The 26,260-nt window shown below is 31.7% G+C and carries 21 protein-coding genes; 18 read left to right on the forward strand and 3 right to left on the reverse strand.

The features are described from left to right. The first annotated feature begins 129 nt into the window (after positions 1–129). The 6 genes from BOW57_RS11390 (at position 130) to BOW57_RS11415 (ending at position 6,218) form a co-directional block, all read left to right on the forward strand. The gene (locus BOW57_RS11390) at positions 130–978 is read left to right on the forward strand and encodes a hypothetical protein (protein ID WP_129054355.1); all 849 of its coding nucleotides are present in this window, start codon (positions 130–132) and stop codon (positions 976–978) included. Between the two features lie 84 nt (positions 979–1,062). Continuing rightward, positions 1,063–1,665 (forward strand): trimeric intracellular cation channel family protein, encoded by a 603-nt coding sequence (locus tag BOW57_RS11395; protein WP_089055448.1) that lies wholly within the window; start codon positions 1,063–1,065, stop codon positions 1,663–1,665. Positions 1,666–1,749: 84 nt separating this feature from the next. Next, positions 1,750–2,700 (forward strand): FemAB family protein, encoded by a 951-nt coding sequence (locus tag BOW57_RS11400; RefSeq protein WP_129054357.1) that lies wholly within the window; start codon positions 1,750–1,752, stop codon positions 2,698–2,700. A gap of 124 nt (positions 2,701–2,824) precedes the next feature. After that, positions 2,825–3,979 carry a DegT/DnrJ/EryC1/StrS aminotransferase family protein gene (locus tag BOW57_RS11405; RefSeq protein ID WP_129054359.1) on the forward strand — a complete coding sequence of 385 codons (1,155 nt, stop codon included), beginning with the start codon at positions 2,825–2,827 and terminating at the stop codon, positions 3,977–3,979. Positions 3,980–3,982: 3 nt separating this feature from the next. After that, on the forward strand, positions 3,983–5,491 hold the full coding sequence (locus BOW57_RS11410; protein ID WP_129054361.1) for an oligosaccharide flippase family protein: 1,509 nt from the start codon (positions 3,983–3,985) through the stop codon (positions 5,489–5,491). Further along, the gene (locus tag BOW57_RS11415) at positions 5,472–6,218 is read left to right on the forward strand and encodes a transferase (RefSeq protein ID WP_129054363.1); all 747 of its coding nucleotides are present in this window, start codon (positions 5,472–5,474) and stop codon (positions 6,216–6,218) included. Before BOW57_RS11410 ends, BOW57_RS11415 begins: the two co-directional genes overlap by 20 nt. 94 nt (positions 6,219–6,312) lie before the next feature. Here BOW57_RS11415 and BOW57_RS11420 read toward each other — a convergent pair whose 3' ends face one another. After that, positions 6,313–7,209, reverse strand: a complete 897-nt coding sequence (locus BOW57_RS11420; RefSeq protein ID WP_129054365.1) for a glycosyltransferase — start codon at positions 7,207–7,209, stop codon at positions 6,313–6,315. A 167-nt stretch (positions 7,210–7,376) separates the two neighbouring features. On the opposite strand from BOW57_RS11420, the gene BOW57_RS11425 reads away from it, so the two are divergent. The 3 genes from BOW57_RS11425 to BOW57_RS11435 are packed head-to-tail and all read left to right on the forward strand — an operon-like array spanning position 7,377 to position 9,965. Beyond that, positions 7,377–8,474 carry a glycosyltransferase gene (locus BOW57_RS11425; RefSeq protein WP_129054367.1) on the forward strand — a complete coding sequence of 366 codons (1,098 nt, stop codon included), beginning with the start codon at positions 7,377–7,379 and terminating at the stop codon, positions 8,472–8,474. A 4-nt stretch (positions 8,475–8,478) separates the two neighbouring features. Then, positions 8,479–8,883: an FdtA/QdtA family cupin domain-containing protein gene (locus BOW57_RS11430; protein ID WP_129054369.1), complete on the forward strand. Its 405-nt coding sequence runs from the start codon at positions 8,479–8,481 to the stop codon at positions 8,881–8,883. Further along, entirely contained in the window at positions 8,880–9,965 is a 1,086-nt protein-coding gene (locus BOW57_RS11435; RefSeq protein ID WP_129054371.1) for a glycosyltransferase family 4 protein, read from the forward strand. Before BOW57_RS11430 ends, BOW57_RS11435 begins: the two co-directional genes overlap by 4 nt. Before the next feature lie 8 nt (positions 9,966–9,973). On the opposite strand, the gene BOW57_RS11440 is transcribed toward BOW57_RS11435, so the two are convergent. Both BOW57_RS11440 and BOW57_RS11445 read right to left on the reverse strand, forming a co-directional pair. Beyond that, a complete protein-coding gene (locus BOW57_RS11440) occupies positions 9,974–10,852 on the reverse strand; it encodes a glycosyltransferase (RefSeq protein WP_129054373.1) in 879 nt (292 codons plus the stop codon). Continuing rightward, the gene (locus BOW57_RS11445) at positions 10,853–11,536 is read right to left on the reverse strand and encodes a cell division ATP-binding protein FtsE (RefSeq protein WP_089055468.1); all 684 of its coding nucleotides are present in this window, start codon (positions 11,534–11,536) and stop codon (positions 10,853–10,855) included. Between the two features lie 342 nt (positions 11,537–11,878). Between BOW57_RS11445 and BOW57_RS11450 the strand changes: the two genes are divergently transcribed. From BOW57_RS11450 to BOW57_RS20890, 9 genes are all read left to right on the forward strand, one after another. Further along, complete coding sequence (locus BOW57_RS11450; RefSeq protein WP_129054375.1) at positions 11,879–14,893, forward strand: tetratricopeptide repeat protein; 3,015 nt, start codon at positions 11,879–11,881, stop codon at positions 14,891–14,893. A gap of 85 nt (positions 14,894–14,978) precedes the next feature. Then, complete coding sequence (locus tag BOW57_RS11455) at positions 14,979–15,842, forward strand: PhzF family phenazine biosynthesis protein (protein WP_129054377.1); 864 nt, start codon at positions 14,979–14,981, stop codon at positions 15,840–15,842. 122 nt (positions 15,843–15,964) lie between these two features. Further along, entirely contained in the window at positions 15,965–17,716 is a 1,752-nt protein-coding gene (locus BOW57_RS11460) for a TonB-dependent receptor (protein WP_129054379.1), read from the forward strand. A 169-nt stretch (positions 17,717–17,885) separates the two neighbouring features. After that, positions 17,886–18,416 carry a GNAT family N-acetyltransferase gene (locus BOW57_RS11465; RefSeq protein ID WP_089055460.1) on the forward strand — a complete coding sequence of 177 codons (531 nt, stop codon included), beginning with the start codon at positions 17,886–17,888 and terminating at the stop codon, positions 18,414–18,416. 65 nt (positions 18,417–18,481) lie between these two features. Then, positions 18,482–18,931 carry a hypothetical protein gene (locus BOW57_RS11470; RefSeq protein WP_129054381.1) on the forward strand — a complete coding sequence of 150 codons (450 nt, stop codon included), beginning with the start codon at positions 18,482–18,484 and terminating at the stop codon, positions 18,929–18,931. A gap of 628 nt (positions 18,932–19,559) precedes the next feature. Beyond that, positions 19,560–21,236, forward strand: coding sequence for an asparagine synthase B (gene asnB / locus BOW57_RS11475; protein WP_129054383.1), 1,677 nt, complete (start codon positions 19,560–19,562; stop codon positions 21,234–21,236). A 313-nt stretch (positions 21,237–21,549) separates the two neighbouring features. After that, on the forward strand, positions 21,550–23,166 hold the full coding sequence (gene asnB, locus BOW57_RS11480; protein WP_129054385.1) for an asparagine synthase B: 1,617 nt from the start codon (positions 21,550–21,552) through the stop codon (positions 23,164–23,166). Positions 23,167–23,407: 241 nt separating this feature from the next. Then, complete coding sequence (locus BOW57_RS20975; RefSeq protein ID WP_256371868.1) at positions 23,408–24,148, forward strand: pitrilysin family protein; 741 nt, start codon at positions 23,408–23,410, stop codon at positions 24,146–24,148. Further along, positions 24,087–26,141 (forward strand): pitrilysin family protein, encoded by a 2,055-nt coding sequence (locus BOW57_RS20890; RefSeq protein WP_256371869.1) that lies wholly within the window; start codon positions 24,087–24,089, stop codon positions 26,139–26,141. The genes BOW57_RS20975 and BOW57_RS20890 overlap by 62 nt, the downstream gene beginning before the upstream one ends. Positions 26,142–26,260 lie beyond the last annotated feature (119 nt).

Below are 26,260 nucleotides of genomic sequence, written 5' to 3' on the forward strand. Positions count from 1 at the left end.
AAAAAAAATGCTTTTAAGCTAAAAATGGGTTAGATGATTTCTTAAATTTGTTAAAGAACTTAGCACTAAGTTTCTTTAAAAATGGCGTAACCGAAAAGCCAAAGAGTAGGAAGATTTAAATATAAAATAATGAAAATTAAAAACTTACATGTTGTTTTGATACTGTTTTTGGTATCTATTGCAGCCTTTGCTCAGGGCACAAAAAAATTAGATAAAATTATAAAAAGAGATTATCAGGTAATTGAATGTACAATTAGTAAAATGTCTGATAAAGCAGTTGAATATTCTCTTCCGGGAGAAACACTGCAAATTTCGTTAGATACGGGACAAATTGCTCGTATTGATTTTGCAAGCGGACGTTCACAAACATTTGATGTAACGCCAGCAAGCAGTTCTCCATCAACAAGATCAACAGCAGTTGTTTCTTCTGAAATGAAACAAAATACAATTGCAGTACTTCCAGTTCCATATTTAAACTCAGATACACAAGAAAGTTCTGAAGATATGGCCAAATTTGCACAAAATGATCTTTACAATAAACTGCTGGATAAATCATCAAATATTTTTCCTTTAACGGTTCAGGATTTAAGAACGACTAACAGTTTGCTTCGTAAAGCTGGAATTGATTATAAAAATATTGACGAAACGCCAATTGAAGATCTTGAAAAAATTCTAGGCGTTGATAATATTGTAGCGGCTAAAATTTCATATACTATTGGATCTGGCACAACGGCAACGACTTACAACAGCGGGAATGCAAAAGTAAGTGACAATAACAAGAAGGTAAAAACCAGCGATATTTCGACTACAACAGCCAATACGCAAGAGTATTACTATTACACCATATATTTTGATATGTATAAAAATGCATCAAAAATATATTCGCAAACACGTAAACCTTTCTTAGCAGTAAAAGACAGCTGGATTGATTCTGTGCAGTATTTGCTAAAAAGAAGCCCGATTTACGTAAAAAAATAACAACTTAAAGAACAACTTATAGAGTTGCAAATGGTTTAATCTTTGTATCTCTGCATCTTTAAACCTTTGCAACTTTAAAAAAGAATGTTTCATTTATTAGATATTATCGGCACAATGGCATTTGCAATGTCTGGCGCTTTAACGGCAATGCACAAAAGGCTTGATCCGTTTGGTGTTTTTATTATTGCTTTTGTAACCGCCGTTGGAGGCGGAACTCTGCGAGATGTTTTAATTGGCAGAACCCCAGTGGGATGGATGCTCAATCTACAATATGTATATGTTATTATCTTAGGTTTTTTTCTGGCTATTCTTTTTAGAAAAAAATTTGATAAACTTAGAACCTCTTTGTTTTTGTTTGATACAATTGGTTTAGGTGTTTTTACTTTGATAGGCCTTGAAAAAGGAATCATGGTTGGTCTGCATCCAGTAATTTGTGTGGCGCTTGGTACAATGACAGCTTGTTTTGGCGGTGTACTTCGAGATATTTTATGCAATGAAATCCCAACCGTTTTTAGAAGAGAAATCTATGCAACCATCTGTATTTTTGGCGGAGTTGTGTTTTTTGTTTTAAGAAAATGGAATCTGGCAGACGATGCGTTGTATCTGGTAACTTCTGTAGTTATTATTTCTGTACGTTTACTTGCAGTAAAATACAAATGGCATTTACAAGCATTTGATCATAAATAAGATTTTTATTTTTAGCCACAGATTAAATGGATCAGAAGGTTTTTTTTGGCTAATGATTTTAAAAATCACTTAATCTGTCGAAAAATGAAAAACCTTATAGTAAAAAAATACACGAAAAGCGATTACGATATTTGGAATGATTTTATCGATCAGGCCAAAAATGCTACGTTTTTGTTTCATCGTGATTTTATGGAATATCACGCAGATCGTTTTAAAGATTTTTCGCTTTTAATTTTTGAGGATGAAAAATTACGAGCTATTCTGCCTGCAAATAAACGATCAAATTCTGTTTATTCACATCAAGGACTTACATACGGCGGTTTGGTTTTTTCAGCCAAATTAAACGGAGAAAAAGCAGTGTCAATTTTAGATGCCGTTTTGTTTTTTTTGAATGAAAACAGCATTGAAACCTTTTATTATAAACCAATTCCAAGTTTTTATCTTTCAGGTGGAAATCAAGAAATCGACTTTTTTTTATTTAAAAGAGGTGCCGTGTTAGAACGAAAAGAAATGAATTTAGCTGTAAATTTAAATCTGCCTTTAAAGATTTCCAAAAGTAAACTAAAGCATTTTAGACGAATTGAAAATCTTGATTTAGATATCATTGAAGAAGAAGATTTTCAGCCTTTTTGGAATGAAGTTCTGGAACCAAGATTATCAGAAAAGTTTAATGTAAAGCCAGTTCATTCAAAAGAAGAAATTGCCTTATTGAAAAACAGGTTTCCTCAAAATATAAAACAGTTTTCTGTATATCAGTATGATGAAATTATTGCCGGCATAACGATTTTTGAAACCAAGAATATTGTAAAATCACAATACGGTGCCACTTCTAAAAAAGGAGAAGAAGTAAGAGCACTCGATTTTTTATTCATCAATTTGATCCATAAATACAAACGAAAAGGAAAGCATTTTTTTGATATGGGAATTGTAAATGATGACAATGATTCAGGTTATCACGCTGGATTACTCAAACAAAAAGAAGAGTTAGGCTGTACGATTTACAATCAAGATTTTTACAAAATCGAGATAAAATAATTTCTATTCGAGAGCTATACGTATTTTGATAAGCGAAATACCTATTTTTGAGATCACAATTTAATTCAAATAGATTTTTAGAATTATCTATGTGAATCTTTTTAATCCGTGGCTGATACAAAATATGATACCATTTCTAGATCTAAAAAAAATTAACGAGCCTTATGAAACTGCTTTTCAGGAAAAACTGAAAATGGTTTTAGACAATGGCTGGTACATTTTAGGAAAAGAAGTTGAAATTTTTGAAAAGGCTTTCGCCGAATATTGCCAAACAAAATACTGTATTAGAGTAGGAAATGGTTTTGATGCTTTAGTATTAATCTTTAAGGGTTACATACAACTTGGCAAACTGCAAAAAGGCGACGAAGTTATTGTTCCTGTAAACACTTATATTGCCAGTATTTTGGCCATTTTGCAAGAAGATCTAGTTCCCGTTTTAGTGGAACCAAAATTAGAAACCTACAATATAAATCCTGATTTGATTCAGGAGAAAATTACAACAAAAACAAAAGCTGTTTTAGTAGTTCATCTCTACGGACAATTGGCCGAAATGGATAGAATAAATGAAATTGCTGTTCAAAATAATCTTTTAGTAATAGAAGATGCCGCACAATCGCATGGAGCGATTGAAAATTCTAATAATTCTAAATTCCAAATTCCAAACAGAAAGGAAGATAAAATCAGCAATCAAAAATCAGCAGTCAAAAATCTAAAGTCAAGCGCAGCGTACAGCTTTTATCCGGGGAAAAATTTGGGTTGTTTGGGCGATGGTGGAGCGATTACGACAAACGATTTTGAGTTGGCAAAAGTGCTTTTTACGCTTCGAAATTATGGTTCGCAGCAAAAATACTATAACGAATATTTAGGCGTAAATTCGAGATTAGATGAATTGCAGGCAGGATTTTTGAATTTAAAATTACCCAATTTAGATGCTGATAATAGTAAACGGCGAGCAATTGCAAAACGCTATTTGACTGAAATTAAAAACGATAAAATCATATTGCCTTATTGGGATGATTCTAATAACCACGTTTTTCATTTATTTATCATTAGAACTGAAAACAGAGACGATTTGCAGCATTATTTAAAAGATAATAATGTTGAAACCGTAATTCATTATCCAGTGCCGCCGCACAAGCAAAATGCATTTAAAGAGTGGAATAATTTATCTTTTCCTATCACCGAAAAAATTCACAACGAAGTTTTAAGTTTACCAATAAGTCCTGTTTTAACAGAAGAAGAGGTTGATTTTATTATCGAAACACTTAATCAATATTAATTAGTGTCTGATAGTAAAAAATCATATCAAGATATTTTAAAAACAACTTCTGTTTTTGGAGGAGTACAGTTTTTTTTGATTTTAATCTCCGTTATTAGGACGAAGTTAATTGCTGTTTTTATCGGTCCTGCAGGAATGGGAATTGTTGCTTTGCTGAACTCAACTTTGAGTGTTTTAAACAGTATTTCAGGTTTAGGAATTGAAACCAGCGCAGTAAAAAGCATTTCCGAAAATTATAAAAACGATGATATAAAAACAGTTTCAAAAACAATTCAAATTGTAAAAAAGATTGTTTTTATAACTGGAATAGTGGGAATGCTGCTTACTTTAATTTTTTCAAAAGCCTTAAGTATCATTGCTTTTGGCGATTCAAGTCAAACCTATTCGTTTGCATTACTTTCTGTAACCGTTTTATTTAAACAATTATCTTCAGGGCAATTAGCTGTTTTGCAAGGCTTGCGTCAATTCCGATTTTTAGCAGTAGCCAATCTATATGGTAATTTATTTGGATTGCTATTTTCCATTCCGTTGTATTATTTTTTAAGAATTAATGCCATAGTTCCCACCATTTTCATTGCGTCATTATTTGCTTTAATTTTTTCATTTTATTATTCCAGTAAAATAAAAATGGAGGAAGAAAAAATCTCAAAAACAGCAGTAATTGCCGAAGGAAAATGGATTGTAAAATTGGGTTTTATGCTGACTATAAGCAGTGTTTTAACGCTTTTGTCAACCTATTTAGTTCAGATTTATATTGGTAAAACCGGCGGATTGGAACAAGTAGGTTTTTACAATGCAGGATTTACTTTGCTGAATTCTTATGTTGGAATTATTTTTACAGTGATGAGCACCGATTATTTTCCAAAATTAGCGGCTGTAAATACAGATAACAATCAAATTAGAACCAGTGTACAGCAGCAAGCTTTTATTTCAATTTTACTTATCACGCCAATCATTGTTTTGTTTCTTACTTTAAGTTCGGTAATTGTTCGGCTTATTTATACTACAAAATTTGATGTTGTAATTCCAATGATTTGTATTGGAATTTTAGGAATGTTGTTTCGTGCCGTTTCATGGGCAATAGGATTTATTTTAATTGCCAAAGGTGATTCGAAAATGTTTGTAAAAACTGCCGTTGGTTTTAATATATTGTCATTATTGATGAATATTTCAGGCTATTATTTTTATGGTTTAGAAGGTCTTGGTTTTAGTTTCTGTTTTTATTTTTTATTCCATTTTATTGGTTTAAAAATAATTACTAAAAAACGGTACAATTTGTATTTTGAGAAAGATTTCTATGCAGTTTACCTCGTGTGTTTTGCAATCTGTCTCACTGCATTTTTAGTTAGATATATTGAAATTGAGGTTTTAAAATACACTTTTTTATCCATTATGATTTTGCTTTCTTTTTGGTTTAGTTGGTTCCAAATCAATAAAAAGATAAATTTAAGCGAAATATTTACTTCATTTGTGAAGCGAAAAAAAGACAGAAATGATTCAGAGCAGTTATAAAAAATGCCGTTCTTTTTACAATAAAACCAAGTTTTACTGCAAAGTAAACTGGATCAAAACGCTGTATTTTAATTTCAAGAAATTCCCTTTTAAAACAGCAAAAAAACTTCCTGTTTTCTTTTATGGGCCTGTGAAATTTACTTCGATAAAAGGCGAGATTCAGCTTAGCGGAAAAATTCAAAAAGGAATGATAGGTTTTGGTCAGCCTTACGAATTGAATTCTGTTCATAAAGGAATTGCTGAAATTGCTGTTTATGGAGCATTGCTCTTTAAAGGAAAGTTTCAATTTGGAAAAGATTACTTTCTATTTGTTGGCGAAAATGCCGTTTGTGAACTTGGCAATATGGCTTCAATGGCTTCGAGTTCAAAAGTAATTTGTACTGAAAAAGTTGTTTTAGGAGATTATGCCAGATTTGGTTCTGAATCGCAGATTATAGATACTAATTTTCATGATTTAATTGATACTCAAACAGGGGAGAAGTTTAAAAAATCAGCTCCAATTCACATCGGAAATTATAATTTTATGAGTAACAGAGTTTCGATTCTTAAAGGAACTCAAACGCCAGATTTTTGCACCGTTGCATCAAATAGTTTATGTACAAAAGAGTATACAGCTTTAGGCGAAAATATTTTAATTGGCGGTATTCCTGCTAAATTGATCCGAAATAATATTTCCAGAGACTGGCAGGGAGAAAAACAGCAATTAGATGATTTTTTGTCTATTTAGTAAAAATAGAATTTGGTAAAAACAGCTACGAATTCACGAATTATTTTGCCAATTTTAATGATTAAAAATTCGTGTATTCGTGGCTGTATTTTATTTACAAAAGTATTTTAATTCGTTGTTTTACTTCAAGCAGAATATATTTAAATAATAATTTAAAATTCGAAGTTTTAAACGCCAAAATCATTTCATAGTGCATTCGTTTTAAAATGGCTTTATGTTCTTCTTTTGTTCTGTTTAAAGCAATTGCTTTCTGAATAATCAAATAAGTAGAATAATTTATTTTTCTAGATCTTTCGTCATTTTTAAGAAAAAAATGAGTTCCTTGAGAAGTTGAGACAATTCGTTTTTGGATCAAAATTTCATCAATATAATCAAAGTCATATTTACGGGAAGCACGAATCCACAGATCTAAATCTTCATAAGCAAGATTTTCGTCATAACCTTGTAAATCATCAAAAACAGATTTTTTAACCATCGATGAAACAGAGCAAATACTATTACCGCCAGAAATGACACTTAAATAAATATCGCCTGTTTTTCGGGTTTCGATTGTTTTTTTTGAGGAATCAACAGGAAAGTAATAAGAGTCAAACTCGCCATTTTCAGTAATCAGTTCCGTATTTCCGTAAACAACACCAAGGTTTTTGTATTGACTTTTTTGAAATGCTTTTATTTGCAATGAAACACAATTTGCTGCTAAAATATCGTCGCAGGCTAAATCAATTATAAAGCTGCCTTTTGCATGCCGAAGCGCTTTATTAAACGATTTGGTACTTCCTAGATTCGTTTCATTTTCAATAAATAAAATCTCAGGATAATTGATAAGCCAGTTCTTGATGACTTTTTTTGAATTATCGGTGCTGAAATCATCAACAATAATTAATTCAACATAAGGATAATCTTGATTAACGGCCGACATTAAGCTCTCGACAATAAACCTTTCGTGGTTATAACACAAGCAAATTATAGTCACTAATGATTTATCCTTCATGTTTTTTGTTTTACCATTAAGAGATTAAGGAAATAAAGTTAAACACAAGCTTAATTTTCTCCTTTAAGAAAATTAAGACAAAGCTTTATGCAACTTAATGTCTTAATGGTTCTAAATCTTATTTTATTTTAAAAAGTTATATTTGATACGAAAATAAGAAATCACGAATGATATTGTCTCACAAAAAAAAGAAAATTGCGCTGATTGGTTATCGCTTAAGCGGAGGCGGAAGTGAAAAAGTAATGGCAAATTTGTCTGTTTTTTTTGAAAGTAAAGGTTTTGAAGTTGATTTAATTATTGTTTTAGACGAAGTAAGTTATCTCTATTCTGGGAAATTGGTAAACCTGGGTTTGCTCAAAAATAAAAGCAATGGTTTCTTTAATAAAGCCAAAAGATTAAAGGCTTTACGAGATTATTTGAATCAAAATCAATTTGATTTTATTATTGATTTTCGCTTTCGAACTAAGGTTATTCAAGAGCTTATTTTGGCTCGATTTATTTATAATGCAAAGACTATTTTTACGGTTCACAGTTTTTTAATTGATCATTATATGCCAAATAATTCTTGGCTCACACGATTAATGTACAATCATTGTTTGGCAAATGTTGCCATTACCGAAGAAATGAAAACATTGATAGAAACGAAACATCAATTAAAAAATGTGGTAACGATTGCAAACCCTGTAAATTTTGATGAGATTGTGCAAAAACAGAATGAAAAGATAGATTTACAGTTTGATTTTATAATTGCAATTGGACAATATGAAAATGAAATAAAACAGTTTGATAAACTCATTTCGAGTTACGCTGAATCTGATTTGCTTCGAAATAAAATTCATTTGGTTATAATTGGAAATGGGAATGAAAATAAGCTCAGAAAAGTAATTTTAGAGAATAATATTGCTGATTTTGTTCATCTTTTAGGTTTTCAGAACAATCCATTTAAATATCTCAACAAAGCAAAATTCTTGGTTTTAAGCAGTAAAAATGAAGGTTTTCCAAATGTTATTTTAGAAGCTTTGGCGTGCGGAACTCCGGTTGTTTCATTCGATTGTGATTTTGGCCCAAGAGATATGATTTCAAGTTTTGAAAATGGTATTTTAGTCGAAAATCAAAATTGGGAAAAGTTTACCGAAACAATCAATTTGTTTGTTTCAGATGAGAATTTATATCTGCATTGTAAAAAAAATGCAACTAAAAGTATCAGCCCTTTTTTATTAGAAAAAATAGGCGAACAATGGTTGAATTTAATGAATTTGAACTAAAAATATGACCACAATTCAAGATATAACATTGGTAAAAATTCCTGTAATAGAAGACTTAAGCGGGAATTTGGCTTTTATTCAAAACGGAATTCTGCCTTTTGAATTCAAGCGGGTTTATTATCTTTTTGATGTGCCAAGTACAGCTTTTCGCGGCAGACATTCGCATATTGATCAACACGAAGTTTTAATTGCTCTGAGCGGCAGTTTTGAAGTGATTGTAAATGATGGAATTGAGAAAAAAAGCTATCTGCTGAATAAACCAAATGTTGGATTACATTTACCAAACGGCATTTGGCGTGAATTAGAAAATTTTTCTTCAGGTTCAGTTTGTCTTGTTTTAGCTTCAGATGTTTTTGAGGAAATAGATTATATCAGAGATTATGAAACTTTTTTGAAGTCTAAAAAATGAAACTGCTTTATATTGTTCCCACAATAAAAAATGCCGATGGCGTTGCTAGAGTTTTATCTGTTAAAGTCAATTATTTTATTGAACATTTTAATTATGAAGTGCATATTTTATCTCAAAATGAAAATGATGAATTGCCTTTTTATGACTTCAATTCTAACGTTGTATTTTATTCTATTGAACTAAAGGGAAATGCTTTTAAGTTCTTGAAATCCTACCAAAAACAAATCAGTCAAAAAATACAGGAAATAAATCCTGATGTTATTTTGGTCGCTGATAACGGTTTAAAAGCATTTGCTTTTCCTTTTCTAATTAGTACAAAAAGTCCAATTATTCTAGAATGTCACAGCTCTAAATTTATTGAAGAGAAACAACAGAAATCAGGTTTCTTGTCAAAATTAGTTTCAAGAATAAAATATCGTTTTAAAGATTTTGGTGCACAAAATTTTACGCAAGTTGTTGTTTTATCAAATGAGAATTTAAAAGAATGGAATGCGAAAAATGCAATTGTAATTCCTAATCCATCTTGGGTTAAAACGGAAGAAACGGCTTCTTTACAAAACAAAAAAGTAATCGCCATTGCCAGAAATTCATACGAAAAAGGTTTAGACCGATTATTACCCATTTGGGCAAAAGTAAATGAAAAACATTCTGACTGGGTTTTGGATATTTATACAAATGAAACCGATTCGTTGAAGAAAGAGATTATTCGTTTAGGATTAAGTTCAAGAGTTAATTTTTTTTCCTTTCAAAAAAATATTGAGAGTATATATTTAGAAGCATCTATTTACGTGACAACTTCTCGATTTGAAGCTTTTTCTATGACTTTAATCGAAGCAATGTCTTTTGGTTTGCCCTGTATTGCTTACGATGGTTCCGCGGGTCCGAGATCTATTATTAATAATGAAACAAATGGATTTTTGGTTCCTGATGGAAATATAGCATTGTTTGCAGAGAAAATTTCAGTTTTGATTGAGAATGAAAATTTACGAAAACAATTAGGTTCAAATGCAAAAGAATCAATGCAGTTTTACGAAATTGATGCTGTAATGGAAAAATGGAAGAAATTGCTGGAAAGTTTATAGTTGCAACTTTATTTTAAGCTGCAGATATAACTTATTTTGAATACGTTCAACAGCATTAAAGAAGGATTGTGGGAGTTTAATTGTTTGCAGATAATTCGATTAAAACAACTGTAAAAGAATCCTAAAGCAAATTTTAGTTTATATTTTTTGAGCAGATTGTGTGCGTATAATATTTTTACAAAACTAGAATCAATTTGTTTTTTTTGATCTAAAATAATCAGGTTTTCCAGACTGTTTTTTACTTTAGAAAGGTAAGTATCGCTGTTGTCAATTTCTCCATGTTCAACAGCATTATCAATATGTTTTACGCTAAAGTTTGATTTACTGACTTGAAAAGCAAAAAGAGTGTCTTCGTGACCGTATTTTGTTAAATCCGCATCAAATTGTATGGTGTTAAAACAATTTTTTTTGATCAAAGTATTGTTGAACATCAGGGTTTTGAAAACAGAAGAATTTCTTTGAGAAACAGTTTTGTCTTCAATCAATCGTCCATATTTCCATCTTAATTTTTGTTCTTTAGATTCGACTTTCAGCGGATGAATTCTGCCGCCATAAACGATGTCAAAAGAAATAGTATCGAGATAATTTTGTATAAAACTGGGATTGATAATAATAGAATCTCCATCAATAAAAAGAAGATTCTCGTATTTAGCTTTTAAAACAAGTAAATTTCGATTAGAGCTTAACCCAATGTTCTTTTCTAAAGAAATAAAAGAAGAATTTTGCAAAGAATTTATAGACTCATTTTCCTTGTTTAGTACAGAATTTGAGGCATCATCCTGAGCAATTATTTCAAAATTAATTCCACATAAACGGCATTGTTTTACGAGTTCGTTAACGAGCGATAAAACATTTTGATTGTAAACCGGAATTAAAATCGAAAGCATTTACACGTTTCTTTGCACCACTTCGAAGATTCTTTCATCTTCACATTTTAATGTTTTAGATGGAAATTTCATCAATAATGCATAATCGTGAGTTGCCATGATAATAGTTTTACCATTAGCGTTAATCGTTTTTAGTACTTCTAAAACTTCAGAACTCGTTTGAGGATCAAGATTTCCTGTTGGTTCATCGGCTAAGATAAATTCTGGATCATTAAGCAAAGCTCTTGCGATTGCAACACGCTGCTGCTCTCCTCCAGAAAGTTGGTGAGGCATTTTGTTTAGGAAATCTCCCATTCCTACTTTGTTTAAAACTTCATCGATTTTATGCTCCATGGCTTCTTTTTCAGTCCAGCCGGTTGCTCTTAAAACAAAAAGCATGTTGTCTTTTATAGAACGATCTGGAAGTAATTTGAAGTCTTGAAAAACAATTCCAATTTTACGTCTTAAATACGGAATATCATTTTCTTTTAAAGTAGCCAAATCAAAATCGACTATGTGACCTTCACCTTCCGTAAGTGGTAAATCTGCATATAAAGTTTTTAAGAAACTACTTTTTCCAGAACCGGTTTTACCAATGATGTAAATAAATTCACCATGTTGAACATCTAAATTAATGTGAGATAAAATTTTTCTTCCTTCTTGATATATAGTGACTTCTTTAAGAGATAGTACGGTTTGTGACATAATAAAATTGATTTGATTGGTAAAAGTAATAAGATAACGGTTGGATTCAAAATAAATTTCAATCATTTCTTATAAAAAATCGAAATGTGATTTTAAACCATATAAGTCATATAAGTCCATTTTAAAGATGTTTGTTTGGGATTTTTACTACGGCAGCTTATATGATTTCTCAGCATTGGAAAAAGATTATAAAACTCTTGACTTATAATTACTTATAAGACTTATATGGTTTGAATTATGCTTTTAAACTGTAGATCTTAATTTTTTGTTCATAATAAAAGTCTGAAACGTTTCGTTATAAACGGTATAAAATGATAAATTTGAATACTAAATAAAACTAAAATGCGTAAACTTTCCTGGTTCTTTTTATTCCAAATTATCCTTATCTCGACCACGATTTCAGCACAAAAATCAGCTATTTATACTTACGATTTAAAGGATTTTGACAAAGCACTGGCTTTATATAATGACAAACAATATGCTTCGGCACAACATATTTTTGAGTATGTAAAAAATCATGCAGATACTGAAGAAGTAAAATCTGACTGCGCTTATTATATTGCCAATTGCGCTATTAGAACAAATCAGGTTAATGCCGATGAGTTAATGGCAAAATTTGTTGACGATTATCCAACAAGTACAAAGCAAAATCAGGCTTATATCGAAGTTGCGCAATATTTCTTTGAGCAGGGAAATTATCCAAAAGCGTTGCAATGGTTCGATAAAGTAGATGAAAGTTACATGAGTAAATCGGACTCAGATAAATTCAATTTCCAAAAAGGATACAGCTATTTTACTGCTAAGAAGAAAAAAGAAGCCACAACTTATTTTAATAAAGTGGTGAATTCTCCTGTTTTTGGTTCTCAAGCCAAGTATTATTTAGGATTTATGGCTTATGAAGGCGACGACTACAAAGAAGCAACTAAATATTTTGATGAAGTTTCAGGTGAAGAAAAATACAAAGAAAAGCTTTCGTATTATCAAGCCGATATGAATTTTAAACTTGGAAATTTCCAAAAAGCAATTGATTTGGGTCAAAAGGCAATGGCAAAATCAAATGAAATAGAAAAATCAGAATTGAATAAAATTATTGGTGAAAGTTATTTCAATTTAAAACAATACGATAAAGCCATTCCGTTTTTGGAGCAATATGCAGGAAAAAAAGGGAAGTGGAATAATACCGATTTTTATCAGTTAGGTTATGCGTATTATGAGCAGAAAAACTACGAAAAAGCCATTTCGCAATTCAATAAAATCATTGAAGGAAAGGATTTTGTAGCGCAAAATGCATACTACCATTTAGGTTTAAGTTATTTGAATACAGGCAAAAAACAAGAAGCGCTGAATGCGTTTAAAAATGCTTCGGAAATGGATTTTAATGCGCAGATTCAGGAAGATGCAGCATTAAATTATGCTAAAGTAAGTTATGATATTGGAAATGCTTATCAAACGGTTCCTGGTGTTTTACTTGATTTCTTGAAAAAGTATCCAAATAATTCCAGCAGAGCAGAAGTAGAGAAACTTTTGGTAGATTCTTATATTTCTACAAAAAATTATAAAGAGGCTTTGACTTTATTGGAAAAAAATAGAACTGCCGAAAATAAAGCAGCTTATCAAAAAGTGCTTTTTTACAGAGGTGTAGAATTGTTTAATGAATCGAATTATGCTGAGGCTGGAAAAATGTTTAAAAATGCAATCAGCGAACAAAAAACACCTGAGTTTACAGCTCGCGCTACTTTCTGGAAAGCAGAAACAGAGTATGTTACAGATGATTTTCAAAATGCATTATTGACTTACAAACAGTTTGCTGGACTTGCTGTGGCAAAATCTACTGCTGAATATAAAAACATCAATTATAACATTGGTTATACTTATTTTAAACTGAAAGAATACGATCAGGCGGCTAATTCATTTCAAGCTCAAATTGATAATTCAAAAGAAGATAAAGTTCGTTTAAACGATTCGTATTTGCGTTTAGGAGATTCACGTTTTGTGACTTCAAAATATGCGCAGGCAAATGAAGCTTACGGAAAAGCAATTGATGCAAAAGGAGTTGATGCTGATTACGCTCAATTTCAAAAAGCACTTTCTTATGGTTTTATGTCTAAAGACGATCAGAAAATTGCTGAGTTGAACAACTTTCTTAAAATGTATAAAAAATCAGAGTATCGTGATGATGCTTTGTATGAATTAGGAAATACGTATGTGGCTGATAAAAAGAATGATTTAGCGATTAAAACTTTCGATCAGTTGATTTCAGAATATAAAAATGGTTCATTTACTTCAAAATCGATTTTAAAACAAGGTTTGATTTATTACAATTCAGATCGTGACGAACAAGCTTTAACAAAATTCAAAAAAGTGGCTGCTGAATTTCCAAAAACACCAGAAGCGCTTGAAGCTGTTTCGACTGCAAGATTGATTTATGTAGATTTAGGAAAAGTGGATGAATATGCAACTTGGGTTCGAACATTGGATTTCGTTTCGGTTACAGATGCTGAGTTGGATAATGATACTTACGATGCCGCTTTCAAACAATACAGCCAAAGTAATAACAAAGCTGCAGTTACTGGTTTTGCAGGTTATGTGAGCAAGTTTCCAACAGGATTACACGCACTTGAAGCTAATTTTTATTTAGCACAGCTGACTTATGCTGAAGGTTCTGAAACAAAAGCTGCAACAAATTATCAATATGTTATTGATCAGCCAAGAAGTGAATTTACAGAACAATCGTTAAGCAGATTGGCTCAAATTTACCTAAAAGCAAAAGATTGTGATAAATCGATTCCAGTTTTAGTTCGTTTAGAAAACGAAGCTGATTTTCCTCAAAATAAAAGTTTTGCACAGGCTAATTTGATGAAATGTTATTATGATAAAAAGGATTATAACAATTCAGTTGTTTATGCAGATAAAGTATTGCAAAATGCAAAAACGGATGCAAACGTAAAAGCTGATGCTCAAATTATTGTAGCGCGTGCGGCAATGCAGACTGGTGACGAAGAAAAGGCAAAAACGGCTTATGCGAAACTTTCGGCAACTTCAAAAGGAGAATTAGCAGCAGAAGCTTTGTATTATGACGCTTATTTTAAAACAAAAGAAGGCAAGTTTGATGCTTCAAATGTTTCAGTACAAAAATTAGCGAAGAATTATTCGGCTTATAAATATTATGGAGCAAAAGGCTTGGTTTTAATGGCTAAAAACTTCTACGGATTAAAAGACAGCTATCAGGCAACTTATATTTTGGATAACGTAATTAACAATTTTACCGATTTTCCAGATGTTGTCGATGAGGCTAAAAAAGAGTTGAGTGCGATTAAAATGGAAGAGTCTAAAACCAATTCGTCGATTAATAAATAAGAAAAAAGAGAATAGAGGCAAGAAGAAAGATTGCTAAAGTTTTTCCTCTTTATTCTTTCCTCTATTCTCAAAAAAAAAGAAAGAAATGAGTTTACCTTTTTATATAGTTGATGTTTTTGCTGATAAAAAATATGCTGGAAATCAGCTGGCGGTTTTTTTAGAGGCAGAAAATTTAAGTAAGGATCAAATGCAGCAGATTGCAAGAGAAATAAATTTTGCAGAAAGCACATTTGTAACCAAACTGGACAAAGAAAATAATAAAGCAGAAATAAAAATATTTACTCCGGCTCATGAAATGCAATTTGCAGGACATCCGATAATTGGAACTTCGTGGGTTTTGATGAATAAAGTATTTGATAATTCGCCAGAGAGTATAAAACTAAATGTGCCAATTGGGCCTATTTCAATTCAACAATCTGAAGATTTGATTTGGTTAAAAGCAGCACAACCAAAATTTTGGGATATTTTTTCGAAAGAAGATTTTTCGATATTCAGTAATTTGAAAAATCACGATTTTGAAAATCAATTTCCAATTCAGGAAGTTACAACCGGAAGTGCTTTTGTAATGGTTGGATTAAGCAGTAAAAGAGCGCTTGAAGATTTGGTATTAGACAAAGATAAAACCGATGAATGGTTGAAGAAGAATTGCAAAACTCCACACAGAGCATTGTACTTCTATTATTTAGAAGGATCAAAATTGTTCAGCAGAATGTTGTGTATTGAACATAACCAATTAGTTGAAGATGCGGCAACAGGAAGCGCGAGTACTTGTTTACAAGCATTTTTATTAAAATACCATAAACCAGAACTTGAAATAGTTAATTATCAAGGAGATTATATTAATCGTCCTTCAGAAATTTATTTTAAGGGAGAATTAAAGGAGAATGAGTTTGATATCAAAATTGGTGGAAAAGCTCAATTTGTTGCAAAAGGCGAGTGGGAAGCTTAAAAATTAGAAAATTGAGAGAATTAGAAAATTAGATAATTGTAAGATGTAAAAAAGTGAAATGTGATAAGTGAAATGCTTCTGGAGTAGTTTTTACATTTTACATTTTACAAAAAAAAAGATATATGAAAATTAATTGCCGAAATAAAATCATCGTTTTACTAGTGTTGCTTGTTGGTCAGCTTTCGTTTTCGCAAAAGAAAAATGAAAACATCGGAACTGAAACTGTAAATGTGGTAAAACCTTATTCGCCGACAATCTCAGACGCTTTTAAAGTAAAAGAAACTCCTTCGCTGGATGATGCTGGAAATCAGCCTAAAGAAACGATAAAATATAGTATTTTGTCAGTTCCTGTAGCGTCGACTTTTACACCATCAAAAGGAAAAGCAGAAGGTGTTGAAAAATCTAAAAAAGAAAGATTGTTTAATAATTATGCGACTTTAGGTGTTGGAAATTACGGAACACTAAATGCTGAGTTGTTTGTAACGCAGGATTTAGGAAATAACGATTATTTAGCTGGAATGTTTCGTCATCATTCTTCACAAGGAGGAATTAAAGATGTTAATCTGAACGATGAGTTTTATGATACAGCATTAAATGTAGGCTATGGCGTAATAAATCGTGATGTATCTTGGGGAGTTGATTTGGGTTATCAAAACCAAATTTACAACTGGTACGGGCTGCCTTCTGATTTTGGAATGACGCTGCCGCCTGCAACACAAGAAGATTTGATTAGAGGCATTAATCCAAATCATTCTTATAATACTATTTCATTAGGAGGAAATGTAGAGTTCAGTGAAAGTATTTTCAATAAAATCGATGCGAGATTTACGCATTTTTCGGATAGTTTTTCTTCTTCAGAGAATCGTTTTTATTTGAAGCCGACTTTTAAAGTTGATGTTATGGATCAGGCAATCAATACCAATATTATTATAGATCATGTTAGCGGTTCATTTGACCATAATTATGCTTATAATAATTTAGAGCCATTAAAATATAGTTTAACAAATTTTGGAGTTGAACCAAGTTTTGTGATTCATGAAAACGAATGGACGCTTGAGTTAGGAGCTGGATTATTTTATGCTTTAGATTCGGAAAACAGCGGTAACAAGTTTTATGTTTATCCAAAAGTAAATGCTTCATACAAATTGGTAGGCGATTTAATGATTTTTTATACAGGAGTAAACGGAAGTTTAAATCAAAACTCTTATGCTGATTTTGTTACTCAAAATCCATTTTTGTCTCCAACTTTAAATATGAGACCAAGCAGTACTCAATATAATGTTTTTGCAGGATTAAAAGGTAAGCTGGCTAATAATATCAATTATAATTTAACTGCTTCCTATTTGAATGAGAAAGACAAAGCATTGTTTAAAAGCAATGATTATACAGAAGATTTTTCAAATCAAAATTATGCTTTCGGAAACTCGTTTGGGGTAATTTATGATGATGTTAGAACTTTGCGTTTCTACGGAGAATTAAAAGCTGATTTTTCTCAGAATGTTTCTTTTGGAATCAACGGAACTTTTAATAGTTATAAAACAGACGGATTAGAAGCATGGAATCTGCCTTCTATGAAATTGAGTTCAAACCTAGATGTTAATATTACAAAACAATGGTATGCAGGTTTAAATGTTTTTTATGTAGGTGAACGTAAAGACATGCAGACTAATTTAAATGTTGCGACTCTTGGAAATCCAATTACCTTAAAAAGTTACTTTGATGCCAATGCGCATTTAGGATACAAATACAGCGAACGTTTGACTTTCTTCTTAAAACTGAATAATATAAGAAATCAAGCGTATGAAAGATGGTTGAATTATCCCGTACAAGGATTTCAGGTTTTAGCTGGAGGAAATTATAAATTCGATTTTTAAAAGCTATTTGCCGCGAAGGCACAAAGACACGAAGTTTTTAGTATAAATTTTTAGCCGCGAATTCACGAATTAATTAAAAAATTCGTGAACTCGCGGCTAACTTTTTTTGTGACTGTACAAAACCTTTGCATCTTTGTAACTTAGAACCTTTGTAACTTTAGAGAAGAAGATGGAAATCAAACTGAGACAAGAAAATGAAAATGATTACAAAAGTGTTTTTCAGCTGATTGAAAAAGCTTTTGAAAAAGAAGAATACAGCGATCACAAAGAACAATTTTTGGTTGAAAGACTGCGAAAATCGGAAGCTTTTATTCCAGAGTTATCGATTGTTGCCGAAGTTGAGGATAAAATCGTCGGGCATATTTTATTTACAAAATTGGAGATTAAAAATGAATTTCAATCGTTTCAGTCTTTAGCACTTGCTCCAGTTTCGGTTTTGCCAGAATTTCAAGGAAAAGGAATTGGCTCAAAACTTATTTTATACGGTCATGAATTGGCAAAAGAGTTAGGGTATAAATCGGTGATTTTATTGGGACATCAAGATTATTACCCAAGATTTGGTTATGAACTTTGTGAAAAATACAATATCAAAATGCCTTTTGATGTTCCTGCTGAAAACTGTATGGTAATCTCTTTGACTGAAAATGGATTATCTGGTATTAGCGGAAATGTAGTTTATCCAAGTACTTTTTTTGAATAAAAAAAATAGACAAAGAAAAAAAACCTTTGCATCTTTGCGACTCAGAACCTCACTACCTTTATAGAATGGAATTCAAACAAAAAATATACAATCATTATCTACAAATGGTTCAGGATCGAATTGATGTTTTTAAAGACATGATTTCGGGATTGACAGAAGATTCTAAAAATGATGCTAAAGGATCTGCCGGTGATAAGCACGAAACGGCTTTGTCGATGATGCATATCGAACAGGAAAAGTTGACCAATAAATTGAAAGAAGCAATTGCGCAGAAAGCGATTTTGGATAAAATTGATCCATCTAAAACTACCGAGAATATTATTTTAGGAAGTCTGGTAAAAGCAAATGGAATCTATTTGTACTTAAGTGTTGCGCTTCCAAAAATTACAATCGACGGTATTAATGTTATTGCACTTTCTCCGCAATCTCCGCTGGGGAATCATTTAATGGGAAATAAAGTTGGTTTTGAGTTTGAGATTAACGGTACAAAGTATCTCATTCAAGAAATCAATTAATGGATTACCCTTATTTAATATGCAGTTTTTCTTTCTTTGGAGCATCTTTTGCTTTTTATAAACTTCATAAACTGTGGAAAAAAGATGTTACAGAAAATAATAAACGATATAAATCTGAAGTTAATTTTAAGACGTTCAAAAATTGGACTACTATAATTACGTTTATAGTTTTAGGAATAATCTATTTTTTTAAAGCATTACCATAACCGCAATCTTGTCATTTCGACTGAAAGGAGAAATCGCACTAGAAACTCCGCAAAGAAAAACACCAATCTTTGTCGATATACATGTGTGATTTCTCCTTTCAGTCGAAATGACAATATTGAGAAAAATTCTTTTTCCTTTTTAAAACTTCTTTGTGCTTTGGTATATTTTTAATGTTTTTTAAATATCTAAACATTTAATTTAAAGATTTCTGTAAAACTTTAAATTTTACTCATGTTTTATCTCTAAAATTAAAAATTATAAGTTTAGCCCTTTTTTTTGTGCTAAAATTTTACATTTTACATGTAAAATTTGTTTTATGGTTTCAAATTGTAATCGAATTAAGTGTTTGTGTTTTTAAATTGTAACTTATATCGCATCTTTGCCTTATCAAATTAAAATTTAAAAATAAAAATATAAGATTATGTGTGGAATTGTATGTGCCTTTGATCTAAAACAAAAAGCCGAGACTTTAAGACCTCAAGTATTAGAAATGTCTAAAATCATTCGTCACCGCGGACCAGACTGGAGCGGGATTTACAGCAATGATAAAGCAATTCTTTCTCATGAGCGTTTGGCTATTGTAGATCCAGCTTCAGGAAAACAACCATTATTTACAGAAGATAAAAAATTGGTTTTGGCTGCAAATGGTGAAATTTACAACCACAGAGAGCTGCGTAAACAATTTGAAGGAAAATATAACTTTCAGACTGAAAGTGACTGTGAAGTTATTTTGGCTTTATACCAAGAAAAAGGACCTCATTTTATAGATGAAATGAACGGAATCTTTGGATTTGCTATTTATGATGTCGATAAAGATGAGTATTTTATTGCTCGTGACCATATGGGAATTATTCCTTTGTATATCGGTTGGGATCAGCACGGAACTTTTTACGTTGCTTCTGAATTAAAAGCTTTAGAAGGATATTGTACAAAAATTGAGTTATTTCCTCCTGGACATTATATGACTAGTAAAGACGGTGAATTTGTACAATGGTATAAAAGAGATTGGACAGAATATGATGCAGTAAAAGATAACGAAACAAGTATTCCGGAAATCAAAAAAGCATTAGAAGCTGCGGTTCACAGACAATTAATGAGTGATGTTCCTTACGGTGTTTTACTTTCAGGAGGTTTAGATTCGTCTATTACTTCGGCTGTAGCCAAAAAATTTGCACAAAAAAGAATTGAGTCAGATGATACAACAGATGCATGGTATCCGCAATTGCACTCTTTCTCAGTTGGTTTAGAAGGTTCGCCAGATTTAGCAGCTGCAAGAAAAGTAGCAGATCATATTGGAACTATTCACCACGAAATTAAATTTACTATTCAAGAAGGTTTAGATGCAGTTCGTGATGTAATTTACAACCTAGAGACTTATGATGTAACGACTGTAAGAGCTTCAACTCCTATGTGGTTAATGGCGAGAGTTATCAAATCAATGGGAATTAAAATGGTTCTTTCTGGAGAAGGTGCAGATGAGTTATTTGGAGGGTATTTATACTTCCACAAAGCACCAAACGCTAGAGAATTTCACGAAGAAAACGTTCGTAAATTAGGAAAACTTCATATGTACGACTGTTTGCGTGCTAACAAAAGTTTAGCGGCGTGGGGAATCGAAGGTCGTGTGCCTTTCTTAGATAAAGAATTCATGGATGTTGCAATGCGCATCAACCCGCAAGATAAAATGATCAACAAAGAACATCCGATGGAAAAATGGGTGGTTCGTAAAGCTTTTGAAGATATGCTTCCAGAAAGTGTTGCATGGAGACAAAAAGAGCAGTTTTCTGATGGAGTAGGATACAGCTGGATTGATACTTTGAAAGAAGTGGTAGGAAGAGAAGTTTCGGATGAGCAATTGGCAAATGCAAAATACAAGTTCCCATTGCAAACTCCAACTTCAAAAGAAGAGTACTACTATCGTTCTATTTTTGCAGAACATTTTCCAAGTGATGCAGCAGCATTATGTGTGCCTCAGGAAGCAAGTGTAGCTTGTAGTACAAAAATCGCTTTAGAATGGGATGAAGCATTTAAAAACATGAACGATCCTTCTGGAAGAGCAGTTGCAAGTGTTCATGATGATGCTTATGCTAAAGCATAAAAAAGTTTATTTTAGAATTAGTATATTTTGATGAAAGACGTTCTCTTCCCGAGGACGTTTTTCTTGTCTAAGAATGTTAAATTGTTTGATTTTTAGTTTTTTAAGAGTGAAAAATGGAAAATTGATTTAGCTTTCGTTTTATATTTGATATTTATCAAAATAAAATAAAATCGAAGCATTTTTTAATACTAAAAAATTAGAAAAGAAAGAATTAATATTTAGCTTTGCTTTTAATAGAAATTTTAATGATTTTTTAATGTTGGATTCAATTTGAATTTTCATTGAAGGGAATGTAATAAAAAAATAGAATAGTATGTCTGGATTATTAGCCGTTATAGGCAAAGGAAAAGACCCGCAGCTTGTAAAAGAGCTTTCTAAAAGAATGTCATATCGTGGTCCCGATGAGAGTGATTTACAGATTATGGAGAATGGCAGTATACTTTGTCATGAAAGTTTATCCATTATAGATTTGCAGTCAGGGAAACAGCCTATTCAGGGAACTAAAAAAGCCTGGATGGTTCATGATGGTGAAATTTACAATTATCAGGAATTAAAAAATACGATTTTAAAAGAGCATACATTCAGAACAAATTCAGATTCTGAGGTTATCGTGCATTTGTATGAAGAATTTGGATATGATTTTTGTAATAAGTTAGACGGTGATTTTGCTTTTGTGATTATCGACGGAGATAATTATATTGCCGGACGTGATCCAATTGGTGTTAAACCTTTGTATTATGGTTTAGATGAAAGAGGAAGAATTTATTTCGCTTCAGAAATGAAATCGATCGCAGACCAATGCAAATCATTCTCAACATTCCCTCCGGGACACTATTATACAGCAAAGAAAGGTTTTGTAAAATATTATAATCCAGAATATGAAGATCGATCAAAGGCTAATAAATCTCTTGATTTAGATTTGATTCGCAATACATTGGTAGAATCTGTTCGTAAACGTTTGATGGGTAATGTGCAGGTTGGTGCTATATTATCAGGAGGTTTAGACTCTTCTTTAATATCCTCGATTGCTTCACGTTTCTTTAAGGAAAAAGGCAAAAAACTGCCAACATTTTCTATTGGTTTAGATGCTGATTCACCAGATAATAAAAAAGCTCGAAAAGCAGCTGAATTTTTAGGAACAGATCATCATGAGATTCATTTTACTGTTGCAGAAGGAGTAGAAGCATTAGAAAAAGTAATATATCACATTGAAACATATGATATTATTTCAGTACGTTCGGGAGTTCCAATGTATTTATTGTCGAAAGTTATCAGCGAAAAAGGAATAAAAATAATATTTTCAGGAGAAGGTGCTGATGAAATTTTTGGAGGTCATTTGTATTTTAGAAATGCGCCTTCGGCAGATGAATTTCAAGACGAAACAATCGAAAGAGTTCAAAAGTTATTTACAGCAGATTTACTTCGTGCAGATAAGACAACAATGGCAAACGGAATAGAAGCAAGAATTCCGTTTTTGGATTCTCATTTTTTAGATGCTGCAATTCGAATTAAAACAGAAGAAAAACAGCCTAAGATGTACGATGGAATTGAAAAATACATTTTACGTAAAGCTTTTGATACACCAGAAGATCCATATTTACCAGAGAGTGTTTTATGGAGGCAGAAAGAACAATTTTCTGATGGAGTTGGGTATCGCTGGGTTGATGAGCTTATAGAATATTGTTCGTCTCAAGTTACAGATGAACAATTGGCTGGTGCAGCTGCTGAGTTCCCGTACAATACACCAACAACAAAAGAAGCTTATTATTACAGGTCAATATTCCATAAATACTATCCACAGGTTAGTGCGGGACAAACCGTTAGAAAATGGATTCCGAAATGGCAGGACAATCTTGATCCAAGCGGAAGAGCAAATGCAGCGCACATTTCTGATGATGTTGAAACTATAAAATCAGGATTGGCAATCTAAAGTTAGAAGTCTATTTTAAGTTGATTAAAAATATAAAGTATAAAATCCGAAACTACATTTTAAAGGTGAGTTTCGGATTTTTTTTGTTTAGAATTGAGAAGTTTTATTGTGCAGTCAGTTAGAAGTTTAGCTCAAAGATAAAATGCTAAAACTAAGTTAATTTCAATTTGTCTTAGTTAGGAAAAATACTATATTTGATTACCAAAAAAATTACTGCTTTTTTAATCACTAACTATTACCTATGAGAAAACTATTACTAAGTGGAGCGTTGTATTGTGCATTTGCCTCCATGAGTCCTGTTAATGCACAAAAGATTGAAGCACCAAAATACATTAAAAATGTTGAAGGTGTAAAGGAATATTCTTTGAATAATGGATTAAAAGTGCTGCTGATTCCAGATGCTTCACAAAGCAATATGGTTGTAAATATTGTCTATAACGTAGGATCTAGACATGAAGGTTACGGCGAAAAAGGGATGGCGCATTTATTAGAGCATATGCTTTTTAAAAGCACAAAAAATCTAGGTGATATTAAGAAAATGCTTTCCGATAAAGGAGGAAGCGCAAACGGAACTACTTGGTTAGATCGTACTAATTATTATGAAGTTTTTCCATCAACCGATGAAAACTTAAAATGGAGTGTTGAAATGGAAGCGGACAGAATGATAAATGCTACCATTTTGCAAACTGATTTAGATAAAGAGTTTTCGGTAGTTCGAAACGAATTTGAAATCGGGGAAAACAATCCTGATGGCATTTTACAAGAAAGAATTTTATCTACAGCTTATCTTTGGCATAATTACGGAAATAGTACTATTGGAAGTAAAGAAGATATAGAAAGAGTAAAAGCTAATACGCTTAGAGTTTTTTATGAGAAATATTATCAGCCGGATAATGCAACTCTGATTATAGCGGGTAAATTTGACGAGAAAAAAAGCACTGCAATATATCGGACAATATTTTGGAGCAATTGCCAAACCTAAAAGAGTTCTAAACAAAACCTATACAATTGAACCAGCGCAAGATGGTGAAAAGTATGTAGAACTTAAAAGAGCCGGTGATAGTAAAAATGTTGGAGCTTTGTATCACACAGCAGCTTATGTCGATAAAGATTATGCAGCGATTGATGCTTTAGGTGAAATTTTGACTGCAGATCCTTCAGGATATTTGTATAAAGCGTTGGTAGAAACTCAAAAAGTGTCTAGTATATATTTCTGGCAGCCAACTACAAGAGACGCTAGTTTTATGTATTTTGGAGTTGCAGTTCCTAATGATAAAGATGTAGCAGCAACAAGAGATCTGGTAAGAACTGAGTTAGACAAAATAGCTTCTACAAAATATACAGATGAAGATGTAAGCAGAGCTAAAGCGAAGCTTATTAAGCAAATTGAAGGTGTAAAAAATAACACAATTTCATTTGCTATAAATCTTACTGAAATTATTGGTGCAGGTGATTATAGATTGGGCTTTTTATACAGAGATGCAATCGAAAACCTTACTAAAGAAGATATTCAAAGAGTTGCAGAACGCTATTTTAGAAGTAATAATAGAACAATCGGGATATTTATTCCATCAAAAGACGAGCAAAGAGTTAAACCTTCAGAGTATACAGATGAGCAGTTAGCCGCTTTTACAAAAGACTACAAAGGAAAAGCTTTAGAGAAAGAAACGGCAGCTTTTGAAGCTTCAATAAAAAACTTAAAACAAAATTTTGTTGAAGGAAAATTAAGTAATGGAGCAAAATATGGTCTTATTAAAAAAGAAATAAAAGGCGGAAAAGTTCAAGCTAGTTTTAAATTTCCTGTAAGTAATGAAAAAGATTTAGCTGGAAAAACAGATACAGGAGCCATCCTCGCTCAATTACTAAAAACAGGAACTAAAACCAAAACAAAAGAACAAATAAGTGATCGATTAGATCAGTTAAAATCTAGTTTGAATTTTAATTATTCTGGGCAAAATTTGTCAGTAAGCATTAATACGTACAAAGAAAGCTTCAAAGAAGTTATGGAAATTTTGGGTGATTTGCTGGTGAATTCAACTTTCCCTCAAAATGAGTTAACCAAAACAATCAATGAATACAATACTTATTTAGAGTCTAGTTTAAATGATCCTCAGGCTGTTGCTTTTGTACAAGTTTCAAAACAAACTGAAGAATATTCCAAAGAAAGTATTTTTTATACATCAACAGTTCAGGAACAAATTGATGCTTATAAAAAGATAAAACAATCAGAAATAGTTGATTTTTATAACAATATTCTAGGAGGAAACAATGGATTTGGAAGTGTAGTTGGAGATTTGGATGCAAAAACTACAGCGGAAATTTTAGAGAATACATTTGGAAAATGGAATTCTAAATCAAAATACGTGATGGCACAGCCTACTTTTTTTGAAACTAAAAAGTTAGACAAAGAGTTTATTACGCCTGATAAAGAAAATGCTGTTGCAATAGGAAAAATAAGTTTTAAAATGAACTTAAAAAGTCCTGATTATCCAGCATTTGTTATGGCAAATGAAATGTTAGGAAGCGGCGGTTTTTTAACAGCTAGAATTCCAATGCGATTAAGAGAGAAAGAAGGAATTAGTTATGGAGCGGGATCGTTTATAAATATTCCAACTACAAATGATGCAGCATATTGGCTGTATTATGCTTTTTTAAATCCAACGAAAAAAAATGCAGTTGAATCTGCTGCTAAAGAAGAAATTTCAAAAGCATTAAAAGATGGTTTTACGGCTGAAGAATTAAAATCAAATTTAACAAGCTGGCTTAACGAAAGAAAAACCAGATTAGGAAATGATGGGACTTTGATTGCTTTAACAAATGCGTATCTTCAATACGGAACACCGCTTGAGGATTATGATACGCTTGAAAGTAAAGTAAAAGCGTTGAAAATTGAAGAAATTAATGCGGTTTTGAAAAAGTATATAAGCTTGGATAAAATGACCTCAATTTATGCCGGAGATTTTAATAAAAAATAAAAAAGGATAAATCCTCAGCTTTATAAAATTCAAATTCCAATTTGGATGAATTATAAAATCCGAAATAACATTGAAATTGTTATTTCGGATTTTGCTTTTATGTTGTTTTTAGTTTTGGG

This window comes from Flavobacterium sp. YO64 (assembly GCF_004119505.1).
Lineage (GTDB): Bacteria > Bacteroidota > Bacteroidia > Flavobacteriales > Flavobacteriaceae > Flavobacterium > Flavobacterium oncorhynchi.

Excerpts from the sequence above, each read along its gene's own strand:
- BOW57_RS11390 (WP_129054355.1), top strand. The coding sequence starts at position 130 with ATGAAAATTAAAAACTTACATGTTGTTTTGATACTGTTTTTGGTATCT.
- BOW57_RS11395 (WP_089055448.1), top strand. The coding sequence starts at position 1,063 with ATGTTTCATTTATTAGATATTATCGGCACAATGGCATTTGCAATGTCT.
- BOW57_RS11400 (WP_129054357.1), top strand. The coding sequence starts at position 1,750 with ATGAAAAACCTTATAGTAAAAAAATACACGAAAAGCGATTACGATATT.
- BOW57_RS11405 (WP_129054359.1), top strand. The coding sequence starts at position 2,825 with ATGATACCATTTCTAGATCTAAAAAAAATTAACGAGCCTTATGAAACT.
- BOW57_RS11415 (WP_129054363.1), top strand. The coding sequence starts at position 5,472 with ATGATTCAGAGCAGTTATAAAAAATGCCGTTCTTTTTACAATAAAACC.
- BOW57_RS11420 (WP_129054365.1), bottom strand. The coding sequence starts at position 7,209 with ATGAAGGATAAATCATTAGTGACTATAATTTGCTTGTGTTATAACCAC.
- BOW57_RS11425 (WP_129054367.1), top strand. The coding sequence starts at position 7,377 with ATGATATTGTCTCACAAAAAAAAGAAAATTGCGCTGATTGGTTATCGC.
- BOW57_RS11430 (WP_129054369.1), top strand. The coding sequence starts at position 8,479 with ATGACCACAATTCAAGATATAACATTGGTAAAAATTCCTGTAATAGAA.
- BOW57_RS11435 (WP_129054371.1), top strand. The coding sequence starts at position 8,880 with ATGAAACTGCTTTATATTGTTCCCACAATAAAAAATGCCGATGGCGTT.
- BOW57_RS11440 (WP_129054373.1), bottom strand. The coding sequence starts at position 10,852 with ATGCTTTCGATTTTAATTCCGGTTTACAATCAAAATGTTTTATCGCTC.
- BOW57_RS11445 (WP_089055468.1), bottom strand. The coding sequence starts at position 11,536 with ATGTCACAAACCGTACTATCTCTTAAAGAAGTCACTATATATCAAGAA.
- BOW57_RS11450 (WP_129054375.1), top strand. The coding sequence starts at position 11,879 with ATGCGTAAACTTTCCTGGTTCTTTTTATTCCAAATTATCCTTATCTCG.
- BOW57_RS11455 (WP_129054377.1), top strand. The coding sequence starts at position 14,979 with ATGAGTTTACCTTTTTATATAGTTGATGTTTTTGCTGATAAAAAATAT.
- BOW57_RS11460 (WP_129054379.1), top strand. The coding sequence starts at position 15,965 with ATGAAAATTAATTGCCGAAATAAAATCATCGTTTTACTAGTGTTGCTT.
- BOW57_RS11465 (WP_089055460.1), top strand. The coding sequence starts at position 17,886 with ATGGAAATCAAACTGAGACAAGAAAATGAAAATGATTACAAAAGTGTT.
- BOW57_RS11470 (WP_129054381.1), top strand. The coding sequence starts at position 18,482 with ATGGAATTCAAACAAAAAATATACAATCATTATCTACAAATGGTTCAG.
- asnB (WP_129054383.1), top strand. The coding sequence starts at position 19,560 with ATGTGTGGAATTGTATGTGCCTTTGATCTAAAACAAAAAGCCGAGACT.
- asnB (WP_129054385.1), top strand. The coding sequence starts at position 21,550 with ATGTCTGGATTATTAGCCGTTATAGGCAAAGGAAAAGACCCGCAGCTT.
- BOW57_RS20975 (WP_256371868.1), top strand. The coding sequence starts at position 23,408 with ATGAGAAAACTATTACTAAGTGGAGCGTTGTATTGTGCATTTGCCTCC.